The 15,809-nt window shown below is 66.1% G+C and carries 11 protein-coding genes; 5 read left to right on the top strand and 6 right to left on the bottom strand.

The features are described from left to right. Positions 1-28: 28 nt before the first annotated feature. The gene (locus LQ955_RS05455) at positions 29-478 is read left to right on the top strand and encodes a group II truncated hemoglobin (RefSeq protein WP_231027178.1); all 450 of its coding nucleotides are present in this window, start codon (positions 29-31) and stop codon (positions 476-478) included. 299 nt (positions 479-777) lie between these two features. Then, positions 778-1,959: an endonuclease domain-containing protein gene (locus LQ955_RS05460; protein WP_231027179.1), complete on the top strand. Its 1,182-nt coding sequence runs from the start codon at positions 778-780 to the stop codon at positions 1,957-1,959. Positions 1,960-2,121: 162 nt separating this feature from the next. Here LQ955_RS05460 and glnA read toward each other — a convergent pair whose 3' ends face one another. Together glnA and LQ955_RS05470 are read right to left on the bottom strand one after the other, a co-directional pair. Continuing rightward, positions 2,122-3,546, bottom strand: coding sequence for a type I glutamate--ammonia ligase (gene glnA / locus LQ955_RS05465; RefSeq protein ID WP_231027180.1), 1,425 nt, complete (start codon positions 3,544-3,546; stop codon positions 2,122-2,124). Between the two features lie 227 nt (positions 3,547-3,773). Beyond that, a complete protein-coding gene (locus LQ955_RS05470) occupies positions 3,774-5,951 on the bottom strand; it encodes a glutamine synthetase III family protein (RefSeq protein ID WP_231027181.1) in 2,178 nt (725 codons plus the stop codon). A 134-nt stretch (positions 5,952-6,085) separates the two neighbouring features. Here LQ955_RS05470 and LQ955_RS05475 point away from each other — a divergent pair, with 134 nt between their 5' ends. Next, a complete protein-coding gene (locus tag LQ955_RS05475; RefSeq protein ID WP_313788388.1) occupies positions 6,086-6,541 on the top strand; it encodes an RDD family protein in 456 nt (151 codons plus the stop codon). 74 nt (positions 6,542-6,615) lie between these two features. On the opposite strand, the gene LQ955_RS05480 is transcribed toward LQ955_RS05475, so the two are convergent. After that, complete coding sequence (locus tag LQ955_RS05480) at positions 6,616-7,329, bottom strand: DUF4191 domain-containing protein (RefSeq protein WP_231027182.1); 714 nt, start codon at positions 7,327-7,329, stop codon at positions 6,616-6,618. Between the two features lie 151 nt (positions 7,330-7,480). On the opposite strand from LQ955_RS05480, the gene LQ955_RS05485 reads away from it, so the two are divergent. Continuing rightward, positions 7,481-9,988, top strand: coding sequence for a hypothetical protein (locus LQ955_RS05485; protein WP_231027183.1), 2,508 nt, complete (start codon positions 7,481-7,483; stop codon positions 9,986-9,988). A gap of 103 nt (positions 9,989-10,091) precedes the next feature. Here LQ955_RS05485 and sucB read toward each other — a convergent pair whose 3' ends face one another. From sucB to LQ955_RS05500, 3 genes are all read right to left on the bottom strand, one after another. Further along, positions 10,092-11,585 carry a 2-oxoglutarate dehydrogenase, E2 component, dihydrolipoamide succinyltransferase gene (sucB, locus tag LQ955_RS05490; RefSeq protein ID WP_231027184.1) on the bottom strand — a complete coding sequence of 498 codons (1,494 nt, stop codon included), beginning with the start codon at positions 11,583-11,585 and terminating at the stop codon, positions 10,092-10,094. Between the two features lie 63 nt (positions 11,586-11,648). After that, positions 11,649-13,022 carry a dihydrolipoyl dehydrogenase gene (gene lpdA, locus LQ955_RS05495; RefSeq protein WP_231027185.1) on the bottom strand — a complete coding sequence of 458 codons (1,374 nt, stop codon included), beginning with the start codon at positions 13,020-13,022 and terminating at the stop codon, positions 11,649-11,651. A gap of 125 nt (positions 13,023-13,147) precedes the next feature. After that, entirely contained in the window at positions 13,148-14,680 is a 1,533-nt protein-coding gene (locus tag LQ955_RS05500; protein ID WP_231027186.1) for a leucyl aminopeptidase, read from the bottom strand. A gap of 96 nt (positions 14,681-14,776) precedes the next feature. Between LQ955_RS05500 and LQ955_RS05505 the strand changes: the two genes are divergently transcribed. Then, positions 14,777-15,712, top strand: a complete 936-nt coding sequence (locus LQ955_RS05505) for a proteasome assembly chaperone family protein (protein ID WP_231027187.1) — start codon at positions 14,777-14,779, stop codon at positions 15,710-15,712. Positions 15,713-15,809 lie beyond the last annotated feature (97 nt).

Here is a 15,809-nt window from a genome sequence, read left to right on the forward strand (position 1 = left end):
GGCACGTGCCCGGCGTCAAACTATGCGGGTGACGACTTCGATCTACGACGCGATGGGCGGTTCGGAGTCGGTGCGCGCTCTCGCGCAGGCGTGGCACCGTCGCTGTCTCGCCGACGAGGTCGTCAGCCACGCCTTCAGCCACCCGGGCCAGCACCCCGACCACCTCGAACGCTTGACCGCCTATTGGGGTGAGGCGCTCGGCGGCCCGCCGGTGTATACCGAAACGATGGCGAACCAGCAGCACGTCGTGGTGCTGCACTCCGGCAACGGCATCCACACCGAAATGGATGACCGTGCGATCGCCTGCTTCGTCACTGCACTCGACGACGTCGGAATCACCGACGAGCTACTGCGCACGACCTTGGCCGATTACTTCCGGTGGTCGACCCATGCCCTGGCCGAGCATCCTGATGCCGCCGCCGATGTCCCCGACACCGTCCCCGTGCCGCACTGGTCGTGGTCGGGCCCCGTCGGCTGATTCTCCGCCAGCTGCGCCCCCGTCGGCTGAGAGCCCACCGGCCGAGCCCCCGTCAGCTGAGAGCCCACCGGCCGAGCCCCCGTCAGCCGAGCCCGGCGCCGCGGTGGGAGAACCGTCGGAGCTGACGCCGCATCCCCGCAATACGAAGCCATGTGGTCTCTCGTCCGACCGTTCTCCCTGCAATACGTGGACGGGTGGTCACTTTCCCGACCGTTCTCCCCAATTACGAGTTCCAACGGTTCTCCACAGTTGCTGCCCCGAGTGACGCCCGCGCGATCCGTATTGGCGAGACTGTTGCAATGAATATCGAAGACGTCGTCGGGTCATTCGGCGGCATCACCAACCTCGGTCGGCTCCGGGCATCCGGATTCACCGCCAAACAGACGGAGCGTGCCGTCGACAACGGGCGCCTCACGCGCATTCGTCGCGGCTGGGTGGCGACGGCGAACGCACCACCCTCTGCCGTCAGGGCCGTTCGAGTCGGCGGGAGCCTGACCTGCGTGTCTGCGCTGCGAGAACTCGGGGTGTGGTGCGTTGCGGATGATCTGCTTCACGTACGCGTGAACCGACATGCCAACCACCTGGCGTCACCCGATAACCGCTCGGTCGCGCTGACGAACGCCGCCGTGCAGGGAGTGAAGCTCCACGGAACGCATTCGGCACACCACCCGCGACCGCACTGGCACACCGATCCCGTCGATGTCGCGCTGATGCACGCCATCTCGTGTCAGCCGCGCGATTACGCCGTTTCTCTCTGTGACAGCGCGATGAACCTCGGGCTGACGAGCAAGCAGAACCTGGAACAGGTGGCGGGATTCATCGACAAGCGACATTGCGCGATCATCCGGCTCACCGATGCGAGTGCGCAGTCGGGTCTCGAGACGATCGCCAGGTTGCGGCTACGCGCCCGTCGCATTCCGTATCGCCCCCAAGCGCAGATCAAAGGCGTCGGTCATGTCGACCTGCTCATCGGGGAGCGGCTCGTCGTCGAACTCGACGGCAAGGAGTGGCATTCATCGCCCGAGGCATTCGCCGAAGACCGGCGCCGCGACCTGATTCTGCACGAACGCGGTTACTTCGTCATACGTCTCACCTACGCGCAAGCCATGTTCGGGTGGGGCCGAGTCGAGGCGCTGGTTCTCGACCTGGTGGCGCACGGCAAACACAACTGGCCGCGGTCACGGGTCGGGGAGGCGCGGCGTGTGGCGGAAGCTGCGTTCACGGTTGAGGCTGCGGCCGCGGCCGCAAGCGGGGCTGCATCCGCGGCCGCAAGCGGGCCGGCATCCGCCTTTGCGGGCGGTGCCGCAGGCTCGGCTCGCGGACTCTCGGCGGACTTCGGTGGAGCTGAGCCGCCGCCACTGTCGCCACTGCCGCCGCTGCCGCCACTGCCGCCACTGCCGCCGCTGTCGTCGTCGCCACTGCTGCCGCCGAGGGGAGATTCGTCGGAGCTGACGCGGTATCCCCGCAATACGTCGGGATAGCGCGTCAGCTCCGACCGAAGCGACTCCGCCTCCCGCCCCGCGCGCGAAAAGGGCCGCACCCAGAAGGATGCGGCCCGTTCGCTCAGGCTTTGCAGACTCGCGGCGCGCGGTTCCGCAGAGCTTTATACGTCGCGCCCGACAGGGGCGGGCGCGACCATCAGCTCAGACGCCGTAGTAGAGCTCGAACTCGAAGGGGTGCGGGCGCTGGGCGATCGGCTTGATCTCGTTCTCACGCTTGTACGAGATCCAGGTCTCGATCAGGTCGGGCGTGAAGACGTTGCCCTTGGTGAGAAACTCGTGGTCGGCTTCGAGCGCGAAAAGAGCGGCCTCGAGCGACGCGGGCACCTGGGGGATGTTCGCGGCCTCTTCGGGCGGCAGCTCGTAGAGGTCTTTGTCGACGGGCTCGTGCGGCTCGATGCGGTTCTGGATGCCGTCGAGGCCAGCCATGAGCTGGGCGGCGAACGCGAGGTACGGGTTGCCCGAGGCATCCGGAGCCCGGAACTCGATGCGCTTCGCCTTCGGGTTGGTACCCGTGATGGGGATTCGCACCGACGCCGAGCGGTTACCGGCCGAGTAGACCAGGTTCACGGGAGCCTCGAAGCCCGGCACGAGGCGGTGGTACGAGTTCACCGTGGGGTTGGTGAACGCGAGAACCGCGGGGGCGTGCTTGAGCAGGCCGCCGATGTACCAGCGTGCAACGTCGCTGAGCCCGCCGTAGCCGGCCTCGTCGTAGAACAAGGGGGAGCCCTCGTTCCACAGCGACTGGTGCGTGTGCATGCCCGATCCGTTGTCTCCGAAGAGTGGCTTCGGCATGAACGTGGCCGTCTTGCCCCACTGGGTGGCCGTGTTCTTCACGATGTACTTGAACTTCAAGATGTCGTCGGCCGCGTGCACCATGGTGTCGAAGCGGTAGTTGATCTCGCCCTGGCCTGCGGTGCCCACTTCGTGGTGGGCGCGCTCGAGGATGAGTCCGGCGTCGATGAGCTTCAGCGAGATGTCGTCACGAAGGTCGGCGTGCTGATCGACGGGGGAGACGGGGAAGTAGCCGCCCTTGTAGGGCGTCTTGTTGGCGAGGTTGCCGCCTTCTTCTTCGCGACCCGAGTTCCAGGCGCCTTCGCTCGAGTCGACGGAGTAGAAGCTCTTGTTCTGCTTCACTTCGTAACGAACGTCGTCGAAGATGTAGAACTCGGCCTCGGGGGCGAAGAACGCGGTGTCGGCGATGCCGGTGGAAGCGAGGTAGCGCTCGGCTTTGTGCGCAACCTGGCGCGGGTCGCGCGAGTAGATCTCGCCGTTTCGCGGGTTGTAGATGTCGAAGATGATGATGAGGGTGCGCTCGACGCGGAAGGGGTCGATGTATGCGGTCGAGACGTCAGGAATGAGCTGCATGTCTGACTCGTGAATCGAGGCGAAGCCTCGAATGGATGATCCGTCGAACATCTGGCCGACGGAGAAGAACTCCTCGTCGACAGTGGATGCGGGAATGTTGAAGTGCTGCTGAACACCGGGAAGATCGGTGAACCGAATATCAAGGAACTTTACATCGGTGTCCTTGATGAACTTGAGCACCTCGGAGGAATCACTGAACATTTGAGAGGCTCCAAATGGCTTGGTACGTGAACAGTTGCAGTCGCAACTAACCCTGAGCCTACGGGCGAGCGATTACCCCGCAGTGTCGCCATTGTTTCGCGCATGTTACAGGCGGGCGCGCCGAAGGCGGTGACCGGTCAGAAGCCACCCACACATGGATGCTCGTTAAGACCGGTCACCGGCCGCTGGCGCGTATGCGCGAAAGCCGTCCCCGCGGCTCGCTCTCGTTAGAGCATGAACAGCATTTCCTGGTAGGTCGGCAGCGGCCAGAGGTCGTCGGCGACGAGCTCTTCGAGCGTGTCGGCGGCGGCGCGCACAGCCAGCATCGCGGGCAGCAGTGACTCGCGAGCGTGCTCGGCTTCGGCGAGGGCCGAGTGGCCGACGTCTTCACCGAGAGCGGCTTTCAGAGCGGCGAGGCCGGTCTTGAGATCGGCGATCGGGCCCGAAACGGCGAGCAGGGCATCCGTGTCGGCCTCGACGCCCGCGGCCTTCAGCGCGGCGACGTTGGCGGCGAGCTCGGTCTGGTAACGAACGGCGGCGGGCAGCACCGACGTTGCTCCGACCTCGAGAGTGATGCGCGCCTCGACACCGATGGTGAGCGTGTATTGCTCGAGACCGATTTCGTAGCGGGAGTGCATCTCGCGGTGGTTGAAGACCTTGTACTTCTCGAACAGCGCCATGGCGGGTTCGGTGATGAGCTCTGGCAGGGCATCCAGAGTCGTCTTGAGGTTGGCGAGCCCGCGCTTCTCGGCCTCGATCGGCCAGGAGTCGGCGTAGCCGTCACCGTTGAAGACCACCGCGCCGTGCTCGGTGATGATCTCGGTGAGCAGCTTCTGAACAGCCTCGTCGAAGTTGTCGCCGTCGGTGACCGCCTTCTCGAGAATGGTCGCCATGTAGTCGAGCGAATCCGCCATGATCGTGTTGATGGTGGTCATCGGGCCGGCGACGCTCTGCATCGATCCGGGGGCGCGGAACTCGAAGCGGTTGCCGGTGAAGGCGAACGGGCTGGTGCGGTTGCGGTCGCCGGGGTCGGTGGGCAGCACGGGCAGGGTGTCGACACCGATGATCATGGTGCCCTTGCCCTTCGAGCTGGTGGCGGCACCCTTGGCGATCTGAGCGAACACGTCTTGCAGCTGGTCGCCCAAGAATATCGAGATGATGGCCGGGGGAGCCTCGTTCGCACCGAGCCGGTGGTCGTTCGTGGCCGAGGCGACGGATGCCCGCAGGAGGCCCGCGTACAGGTGCACTGCGCGAATGACTGCGGCGCAGAACACCAGGAACTGGGCGTTCTCGTGCGGGGTGTCGCCGGGCACGAACACGCTGCCCACCTCGGAGTTGCCGAGCGAGAAGTTGACGTGCTTACCCGATCCGTTGACGCCGGCGAACGGCTTCTCGTGGAACAGACACTCCATGCCGTGCTTCTTCGCGATGGTCTTGAACGTGGTCATGAGCAGCTGCTGGTGGTCGGCCGCCAGGTTGGCCTTCTCGAACATCGGGGCGATCTCGAACTGGCCGGGGGCGACCTCGTTGTGACGGGTCTTGGCGGGAATTCCGAGCTTGAACAGCTCACGCTCGGTGTCCATCATGAAGCCGAGCACACGCTCGGGGATGGCGCCGAAGTAGTGGTCGTCGAACTCCTGGCCCTTGGGCGGCTTGGCGCCGAACAGGGTGCGGCCGGCATTCAGCAGATCGGGGCGGGCCAAGAAGAAGTGGCGGTCGACCAGAAAGTACTCTTGCTCGGGGCCGCAGAACGACACCACGTGCTCGGGGTCGGTGTGGCCGAAGAGCTTCAGAATGCGCTCGGCGTGCTCGCCCATCGCCTGCTGGCTGCGCAGCAGAGGCGTCTTGTGGTCGAGCGCCTCACCGGTCATCGACACGAAGACGGTGGGGATGCACAGGGTGTTGCCGTTCGGGTTCTCGAGCACGTAGGCGGGGCTGGTCGGATCCCAAGCGGTGTAGCCGCGTGCTTCGAACGTGTTGCGCAGACCGCCGTTCGGAAAGCTGGAGGCGTCGGGCTCGCCCTGGGTCAGCGTCTTTCCGGCGAATTCGGCGAGGGCGGAGCCGTCGGAGACGGGCTCCAGAAAGCTGTCGTGCTTCTCAGCGGTGAGGCCCGTCAGCGGGTAAAACACGTGGGCGTAGTGGGTCGCGCCCTTTTCGAGTGCCCAGTCCTTCATGGCGCTGGCGACGGCGTCGGCGACCAGCGGGTCGAGCTTCGCGCCGTGATCGATGGTCGCGATGACCGACTTGTAGACCGACTTGGGCAGACGCTTCTGCATGACGACCTTGTTGAACACGTTCTCGCCGAAGATCTGGCCCGGGGCCTCGGACTCTTCGAAGCTGGCCGACGGTGGCACATAGGCTTCGACGTCACGGATCGCTTGCAGGCGGACTCTGTTTCCACTCATTTTTACCCCTTATGCGCGGTTCTGACTCGCATCATTAACGACATGCGACGAGCCAAATATAGAGAGGGGCTGTGGCGGGCATGTTTCGGCAGTGTGACGGTCGTGTTCTCAGATGATTCCCTTAGAATCGCGGGGTGACCAACCCGAATTCTGCTGCTGGGCCGACGTCTCCATCTGTGCCCCCCAAACGGTGGTCAGGGGCCGCGCCGAGTGAATGGCCGGGTGAACGCCTCGGTTTTCCTGAAGAGGGTCGGGGGTCGGTCGCTCGACCCGGGCGACGGATGATCGCGCTCATCCTCGACTGGGTGATCTGCTTCGTGATCTACGCCGCGTTCTTCTTCGGCAACGCCTGGGCGTCGACCATCATCTTCTTCGTCGAGCAGGTCGTGCTCATCACGCTGCTCGGCGGCGGCTTCGGGCACCTGCTGCTGGGCTTGCGGGTGGTGCAGGTCAACGGCACGTATGCGGGGTGGTGGCGGCCGATCATCCGCACGTTCTTCTTGATTCTGACGGTGCCGGCGCTCATCTGGGATTCAGACCAGCGCGGGCTTCACGATGTGTTCGCGGGTACGGTGCTCGTCAGGCGGTAGTCGGTGCGGCGGCGGGGCGCTGGTTCTCGGCGCCGGTGTTTCTCAGCGCCCGCGTTGCTCTGCGCCCGTGTTTCTCAGCGCCCGCGCTGGGGGCGCGCCTTCAGGGGGTCGACGCCCTTCGGAATTGGCAGGTTCGCTGTTCCGAGGGAGGTGAGGCGATTGTCGACGGCCAGAACCTCGGGCTTGGTGAGCGTCGGCTTGATGCGAGCGAGCTTGCCAGAGATCTTCTGCAGCTTCATGGAGTCTTCGTCGGGTCCGACGAAGAGCAACGTCACGGGAACGTTCGGCAGCACACGCAACACCTTGCGGCGCTCGTCTTCGAGCATGCGGGTCGTTCGAGACTTCGGGCCTTCGCCGATGAGTACGACACCGCCCCGCCCGACTGCGCGGTAGACCGCGTCTTGCGTCTTTGCATTGACCGCGACGGGCATCTCGCTGCCGCGCCAGGTGCGCTTGAGCGAGCTGCGCAGCACGGCGCCGACAGCTCCTGGCTGGCCTTCGATCTGACCGTACGCGGCGGTCTCGGCACGGCGGCTGAGCACCATGAGGGCGACCAGGATGCCCGCGAGCAGACCCGCGATGATGCAGAGCACGATCGTGAAGACGTTGCCGTCGCCGATGATGAGCGCAACGATCAGACCGATCGCGACCGGGCCGAGCAGGCTCAGCAGAAGCAGGGGCACGACGTTCTTGTCGTACCGGCGGGTCATCTGCAAGACCTGCCACATCTGCTTGAGGCGGCCGTCTTCTTTCGGCTTCTTCGGGGTCTTCTCTTTGGTGCGTGCCATACGTCAATGGTACCGAGTCGACCGACGGCTGAACGCCTCGGTAGGGCACCGATTGGGGCCGAAGTTCTCCACAACACAGGCCCTGAGCGAACTCTGCACAGATCGGCACCTCGGATGCCCGCCGAAGGTGCTGGCGAGCGACGCTGGTCGGGTGCCTCACTTCACCTCTCTCAGCTCACCTTCCCGTCGATCATCCACCTCTCAGGGCGCTCGGCGCCCGTCACGCAAATCCGTGCGCCGCCGTGACGTCTCGGCGTCGCCTCTTGTTCCGGGTTACGACCTGGTCGAAACTCTCGGGCCCGGGCCCGGTTGGGCGCCGGATTCGGTGCTGGGTTCAGTACTGGGTTCGCCACCGGTTTCGCGGTCGTTCTCGCCGCCATTTTCGTCGCCTGGTTCGACGCGGCGCTCGACGCGGGGCTCGGCGCCTTCGGTCGCGCGCTATCTCGCGGCGCCCAGCGGCAGTCCGCATCCCCAAGCCGACCGCGTCGTCGTCAGCGTCTACTCGCCCGAGGCCGCGCCGGCTGCGCTCGAGCGGGCGCGGCTGTGGCAGCGCCTGGAATCCGCCCATTGCCCGGAGTTTCTCGACGAAGTCGACCTTGCGCCTGGCTTCGCCGTCGTGACGCCCTGGCTGAGCTGTGGGTCGCTGCAGGCACTGCTCGAGCGACGACGGTTGCGCGTGGGGGAGGCGGTCACCATTCTGGTTCCTCTCGCGCAGCTGCTGGCTCGCCTCCATACGCTGGGCGCTACCCACGGCGACGTGCGGGCGAGCGCCGTTCTCTTCGACGAGCGCGGCACGCCCGTGCTCGTCGGCTGGGGCGGCCTCGTTGCCGGGCCAGAGGTTGTGCCGGACGATGTGGCGGACGTTGCGCGTGACGACGTGGCGGGCGTTGCGCGTGACGTTACGCGTGACGACGTGGCGGACATCGTGCGTGACGCCGGGTCGCGCCCTGCGCCAGGTGTCATGCCTCCGTTCGACAACGATGTGCGTGACTTCGTGCTCTTGAGCCGCGAGGTCTTCGGGCGCTGTCTGCTCGACTCCGAGCTGGTGCCCGGCTTCGTGACCGCTGGATTCGTGACCGGCACGGCTGAGCTGACTACGCAGTTCTTCCACAAGGCAGAGCAGCAGCTCTTCAGACTCGCCGAGGCGCGCGCGATCGATCCATTGGTGCCCTATGACTGGGGCGCAGAGTCCTCGCAGGCTCTGGCGCAGGTCGACGCGGCGGTTCGCAGCGACGTCGAGCGGCAGCTGCTTGCGCGTAGTCCGCGTGCCCGCGTGCGGTGGGTGAGTGGTCTCGTGATGCGAATGGCCGTCGCATTTCCTCGGTCTCTCGTCGTCGCCTCCGCACGCGTACGGAGTGCTGGTGGCGTGCCGCTCTGGCCGGGTTCGCGAAGCACGGTGCACCTGAAGACGCTCGGCATCGCTGCCACCGTCTGCGCTGTTGCGGTGACCGGCGCGCTGGTGGCGACACCGAGCTCGACGCCACCGAGCTCAACCTCGACATCGAACTCCCTTTCGGCGTCGGCGGCGTCGGCGGCGGCGGAGCAGCCCCGCCCCGCGGCGTCTGACGGCTCACACCCTGTCGGCGTGCGTCCTTCCGGCACGTCCCCGAGTGGCACGCCGTCACCTGGAACGTCCCCGAGTGGCGCGCCGTCACCTGGCACGTCCCCGAGTGGCGCGCCGTCACCTCGCACGTCCCCGAATGGCACGCCGTCACCTGCCGCACTTCCGGCGGACGCACCCCCGGCCAGCATTGCCGCGGCTGACGGACCCTCGACGTCGATACCCTCGACGTCGGTACCCTCGACGGCCGCGCCCTCGGTGCCTCCAGGAGTTTCCGCACCCGCGGCGACTTCCGCGCCCACTCCACCGAGCACGATGGGTGTCGGCAATCCGGGTACGTCCAGTGGTGCAGTAGCCGACGTTTCAGACAGCGACGTCGTCGCAGCGATCTCCGGCGACGACCCAGCGGCAGCCCTTGCGGCTTTGCTTCTGCGACGGGACCGCTGCTTCCACCAGGCGTTCGCTGTGTGTTTCGATGAGGTCGACCAGCCGCAGTCCCCGGCACTCGCGACCGACCAGCAGGAGTTCGGCGACGCGGTGCGAACAGGCTCGAACCCCTCGCAGATCACCGTTGCTACAGGCTCGTCCGCGAGCAACGATAGCGTGGCCGGTAACGACGACGGCCCGGGCATTCAGCGAGTCGGAGATGCGGCCGTCGCACGCGTCTGGGTCGTCGAGCCGACCGCTCCGCCGGGCAATCAGCTGAGCAATCCGCCGATGCAGCCCGCCGGGGCCGTCACACCCCGGCCACCACTCGCGGCGCTCTCCGTTCCGCAACTGTCTCTCTGGGCGGCCACGCACACGACCTCGTCCAGTGGGTCAGCAGTGCTCGGCGCCTCGCCGACCTCGAGCGTCTCGCGTGCCGACGGTGGCGAGGGTGCCGGGGGTGCCGAGGGTGCCTCGACAGCTTCTGATCCGTCAGCTACTCTCTCGACGGGGAATGGGGCCGGCATTGGCAACGCGTCTGACACGACAGGCCAGGCGAGCAGCGGTGGCCGAAACGGGGTGGGCGTGGCGCAAAAACAGCCGGCCTCCACCCTTCTAGTGAAGGGGGAGGCCGGCTGGAGGATTCGTGCGGTGTTCGTGCCCGCCGGGTGAGGCGAGCGCCCTGGCGGGTTCAGCTACTGAGCCTCAGACTTCGAGCGTCGAATCCGAACTTCAGACTCCGCGATTCAGACCGCACGGTGCGGCCGTGGCGGTGTCAGATGCCGAGGTTGGCGGCGAAGTCGCCGGCCTCGAGGCGGTTCTTGACCGCGACGAGGAAGCGGGCGGCGTCGGCGCCATCGACGATGCGGTGATCGTAGCTCAGGGCGAGGTACACCGTCGAGCGGATCGCGATGGCGTCGGATCCGTCAGCGGTAACGACAACGGGCTTCTTCGTGACGATTCCGGTGCCGAGGATGGCGACCTGCGGAAGGAACACGATCGGTGTGTCGAACAGCGCACCGCGCGAACCGGTGTTGGTCAGCGTGAACGTTCCGCCGCCGAGTTCGTCGGGCTTGAGCTTGTTGTCGCGGGTGCGCGCAGCGAGATCGGCGATCTCCTTGGCGAAACCAGCCAGGTCGAGCTCGCCGGCGTTGCGAACGACCGGAGTGAGCAGGCCCCGCTCGGTGTCGACCGCGATGCTGATGTTCTCGTGGTCGGGGTAGACGATCGAGTCTCCGTCGATGGTCGCGTTGACGATCGGGTAGGCCTTGAGGGCCTCGGCGGCAGCGAGGGCGAAGAACGGCAGGAACGAGAGCTTCGTTCCGGTCTTCTCAGCGAACGACGCCTTCACCGAGTCGCGGAATGCCGCAACCTTCGTGACGTCGACCTCGACCACGGAGGTCAGCTGTGCGCTGGTCTGCATGGAGATGACGGCGCGTTCCGCGACGACCTTGCGCAGGCGCGACATCGGAACGGTTGTTCCGCGAAGCGGAGAGACCTCGAGCGGCGCGGGAGCGGCCGGAGCCGAGGCTGCGGGGGCCGACTGAGCGGCGACGGCGGCGAGAACGTCTTCTTTGCGAATACGACCACCGACGCCGGTGCCCGAGACGCTCGACAACTCGATGTTGTTGTCGTGCGCGAGCTTACGAACGAGCGGAGTGACGTAACCGGAGTTACTGGTCGAGCTGTCGCTCGCTGCAGCGGCGGCGGGGGCAGCAGCTGCGGGCGCGGCGGCAACAGGAGCCGGAGCGGCAGCGGGTGCCGGCGCAGCAGGAGCGGGTGCCGCAGCGGGTGCCGGCGGAGCCGCGGGGGCCGGTGCTGCAGCAACGGGTGCCGGCGCAGCGGCGACCGGAGCAGGCTCCGGCGCAGCAGGAGCGGGCGCCTGCGCTTCAGTGGCTGCGTCGGCAGAGGGTGCTTCGGCGACGGCGGGACCGGCGTCGGGAACCTGCGCCTCGGCCGGAGCCTCAGCAGCCGGAGCCTCAGCAGCGGGAGCCTCAGCAGCCGGAGCCTCGGGCGCGGCAGCCGCACCCGAACCATCGCCGATGGTCACCAGAGGCGTACCCACCTCGACGGTCTCGTCTTCTTGAACCAGGATCTGCTCGATGACCCCGGCGACCGGCGACGGGATCTCGGTGTCGACTTTGTCCGTTGACACTTCGAGAAGGGGCTCGTCGACCTCGACGTGGTCCCCGACGTTCTTGAGCCAGCGGGTCACCGTTCCCTCGGTTACACTCTCGCCGAGTGCGGGAAGGTTGACGGATTCGCTCATCAGTGTGTCTCCTCTTCAGAAACAGTTCAGTTGTTGATATCTACTTTAGGTCTACAGCGAGATCTAGATTGCGTGCAGCGGCTTGCCCGCGAGAGCAAGGTGTGCCTCGCCGAGGGCTTCGTTCTGCGTGGGGTGCGCGTGGATGAGCGAGGCGACGTCTTCGGGGTACGCCTCCCAGTTGACGATCAGCTGGCCCTCACCGATGAGTTCTCCGACGCGAGCACCGATCATGTGGATGCCCACGACCGGCCCATCGTTCACACGAACGACTTTCACCGACCCCGTGGTGCCGATGATGTGGCTCTTGCCGTTGCCGGCGAGGTTGTACTCGTACGCCGAGACGTTCTCGGCGCCGAACTTGTCGGCGGCCTTGGCCTGTGTGTAACCCACCGACGCCACCTCGGGGTCTGAGTACGTGACCTTGGGAATGTTGACGTCTTCGACGACCTGAGGCTTCAGCCCGGCGATCTCTTCTGCAACGAAGATGCCCTGCTGAAAGCCGCGGTGCGCCAGCTGCAGACCGGGCACGATGTCGCCGACGGCGTACACACCCGGGATGCTCGTCTCGAGCCGCTCGTTCGTGATGACGAAGCCGCGGTCGATGGTCACACCCTGCTCTTCGAAGCCGAGACCGGCGGTCGAGGGGCCGCGGCCGACGGCGACGAGCAGCAGCTCGGCCTCGATCACGGTGCCGTTCTCGAGCGTCACGACGACACCCCGGTCATCCTGAGTCACGCCTTGAAAGCGCACCCCGAGCGAGAACTCGATGCCGCGCTTGCGGTACGCGCGCTCGAACTGCTTGCTGATCGACTCTTCTTCGTTGGGAACCAGGTGCGGCAGCGCCTCGATGATCGAGACGTCGGCGCCGAACGACTTCCAGACGCTGGCGAACTCGACGCCGATCACGCCGCCGCCGAGAATGGCGACCTTCTTCGGAATGTAGTCGAGCGCGAGGGCCTCTTGGCTCGTGATGACGCGGCCGCCGAGCTCGAGGCCGGGCAGTGAGCGCGAGTACGAACCGGTGGCGAGGATGACGTTCGTGCCGGTGATACGGTCGTCGCCGACCTGAACGGTCTTGGGGCCGACCAGCTTGCCTTCGCCCCGCACGACGGTGATCTTGCGGGCGTTGATGAGACCCTCGAGACCCTTGAACTTGCTTGAGACGATGCCCTCGCGGTACGTGGTGACCGCGGCGATGTCGATACCCTCGAACGTTGTCTTCACGCCGTACTTGCCCGATTCGCGGGACACATCGGCGACCTCGGCGGAATGCAGCAGCGCCTTGGTCGGAATGCAGCCGCGGTGCAGGCAGGTGCCGCCCAGTTTGTCTTTCTCGATCAGCGCGACGCTGAGGCCCAACTGGCTGGCACGCAGAGCAGCAGCGTAGCCACCGCTCCCGCCGCCCAGAACGACAAGATCAAAGTTCTGTTCCGACACTACGAGACTCCCTCATGCATGAAGATTCTGCTGCATGGCGTTTGTAAGGCCATGACGATCGTGAGACGGCCCTGCGCCAAGCAGGTATCTCGACGGCGAGCTATTTTTTCGCCCATCAGAGCCTACTACGCCTGTGCGGCCGCCAGCTTCTCGGCGACATCGAGCAACGTGCGAACGGTGACTCCGGTCGGGCCCTTCGGGGTGTAGCCGTAGCCTTCGCCGCCGTTGACGGCAGGCCCGGCGATGTCGAGGTGCGCCCAGGGGATCGGCCCGGATCCGTCGGCCTTGTCTCCCACGAACTCCCGCAGAAAGATCGCAGCGATGAGCATGCCGCCGGCCGTGTTTCCGGGTTTCATGTTCTGCAGGTCGGCGATATCGGAGTTCAGCAGCGGCCGCAGTTCTGCCGGCAGGGGCATGTGCCAGAGCGTCTCGCCGACGGCACGCGCCGACGCAAGCACCGAGGCGACGAGTTCTGAGTCGCCCATCGTGCCGACGTAACGGTTGCCGAGCGCCGTCACCTGGGCTCCGGTCAGGGTGGCGACGTCGATGATGGCATCCGGATGCTCTTCGCTGGCGATCACGAGACCGTCGGCCAGCACGAGCCGCCCTTCGGCGTCGGTGTTGAGCACCTCGACCGTGCGACCGCCGTAGATGCTGAGCACGTCGCCGGGCCGGATCGCGGCACCCGACGGCATGTTCTCGGCGAGGCACAACCACGCCGTCACGCGAACGTTCAGGCCGAGAGACGCCGCGGCCAGCACCGTCGCCAGAACCGTGGCGGCGCCTGTCATGTCGTTCTTCATGCCGATCATCGAGGCGGGCGGCTTCAGCGAGAGTCCGCCGGAGTCGAACGTGATGCCCTTGCCGACCAGGGCGAGGTGCTTGGCGGCTCCGCTCGGCTCGTACGACACACGAACCAGTCGCGGGCCACGAGTCGAGCCCTGACCGACGCCGAGAATGCCGCCGAAGCCGCCCTCGGCCAGTTCGTCGACGTTCCAGACCTTGAGCGACACCGGAACACCGTCTGCCGCCGACACCACCTTGTCGACGAACGAACTCGGGTACAGATCGAGTGCCGGCTCGTTCACCAGGTCGCGCGTGAGCGCCACGGCGCGGGCCGTTGCGCTGGCCGCCGAAACGGCCGCGTGCACGTCAGAACTCGCCGCAGAGTCGCCGGCCAGCGTCGTCGACAGCGCGATCGTCTGGGCGCCAAGCAGCTTCGCGTCGAGCGACTTCACCCGATAGGTCGTATAGCTGTACGAGCCCATGGCAGCGCCCTCGAGAATCGCGCGCACCTCGTTCGCATCGGTGGCGGGAAAGGCGATGCCCATCTTCGGCAGGCCTCGCACCCGGCGCCCGGCGGTGCCTGCGGCGAAGCGCAGCGACTCCGAGTTGGGGTCACCGGTGCCGAAGCCGATCACCACGACGACGGGCGAACGGATGCCCGCGGGAGCCGGCAGCCGAACCAGTTCGTCTTTCTTGGCGCCGAATCCGAACGCTTCGAACATGTTCTCTATGGCGGCCTCGACCTCGGCGTCGAAACCCGGCGGAACGAGAAGCCGGCCCCGGTCATCCACTCGCGTCGCCCCCAGAACGAGTACATCTGTGTCGAGTTCTGACGCGGCGAGTGACGTGATGGAAATATCGGGGATGCTCATGCGCTTAATGCTACAGAGCCGTTCGCACCGGGCTCGTTCGCTGAGGGCATGAGCCGACCGGGCTCGAGTGACGGCGCTGAAGATTAGAGTGGAAGTATGAAGGATCCGGCAGAGCTGTACGAATTGGCCGACGAAGTCGACCAGATTCCCGATGGTCTGCCGCTCGTGGCCGCACTGACGGGGTTCACCGACGCGGGCTCGGCTGTGAGCCAGTTCGGCGAATACGTTCTCGACACCCTGAACAATCGGGTCGTCGCCGAGTTCGACGCCGACATTCTGCTCGACTACCGGGCGCGCCGACCGATCATCTACTTCGATCAAGACCACCTCACCGACTACCAGCCGCAGACCCTGCGGCTGTACCTGGTCAACGATGAACTCGGCCAGCAGTTCTTGCTCTTGCACGGTTTTGAGCCCGACTTCCGCTGGGAACAGTTCACTGCGGCAGTGCTGCAGCTGGTCGACCGGTTCCAGGTGAAGACCACGACGTGGGTGCACGCGATTCCGATGCCCGTTCCGCACACCCGCACGGTGGGCGTCACGGTGAGCGGTAACCGCACCGAGCTGACCGACGCGATGTCGGTGTGGCGGCCGCACACGCAGGTGCCCTCGAATGCGCTGCACCTCGTGGAGTACCGCCTGCAGCAGCTCGGGCATCCGGTCGCCGGGTTCGTGCTGCTCATTCCGCATTACCTCGCCGACACCGAGTATCCCTCTGCCGCCGTCGCTGCGCTGGAGTGCATCAGTGCGGCGACCGGACTCATCTTTCCCACCGACAAGCTGCGCGAAGAGGGTCGTGAGTTCTTGACGAAGATCGACCAGCAGGTGGGTTCGAACTCCGAACTCGAAAAGCTCGTCGGAACGCTCGAAGAGCGGCACGATTCGTACATGCAGAACGCGGGCCTGCGCTCGCCCCTGACCGACGAAGACGGCGAGTTGCCGTCGGCCGACGAGATCGCGGCCGAGCTCGAGAATTTTCTCGCCATCAAGCGTCGCGGTGACGACTCGGGGCCGGGGTTCGGGGGGCTCTAGGCTCTCGCCGCGCGGTCGCGCGCGACAGCTTTCGCCGGGGCGCTCGCCCTCGGTAGAGCGGATGCCCGGGCCTTGCTTTCGCCCTCGGTAGAGCGGA

It is taken from the genome of Subtercola endophyticus, from assembly GCF_021044565.1.
Classification (GTDB): Bacteria; Actinomycetota; Actinomycetes; order Actinomycetales; family Microbacteriaceae; genus Subtercola; species Subtercola endophyticus.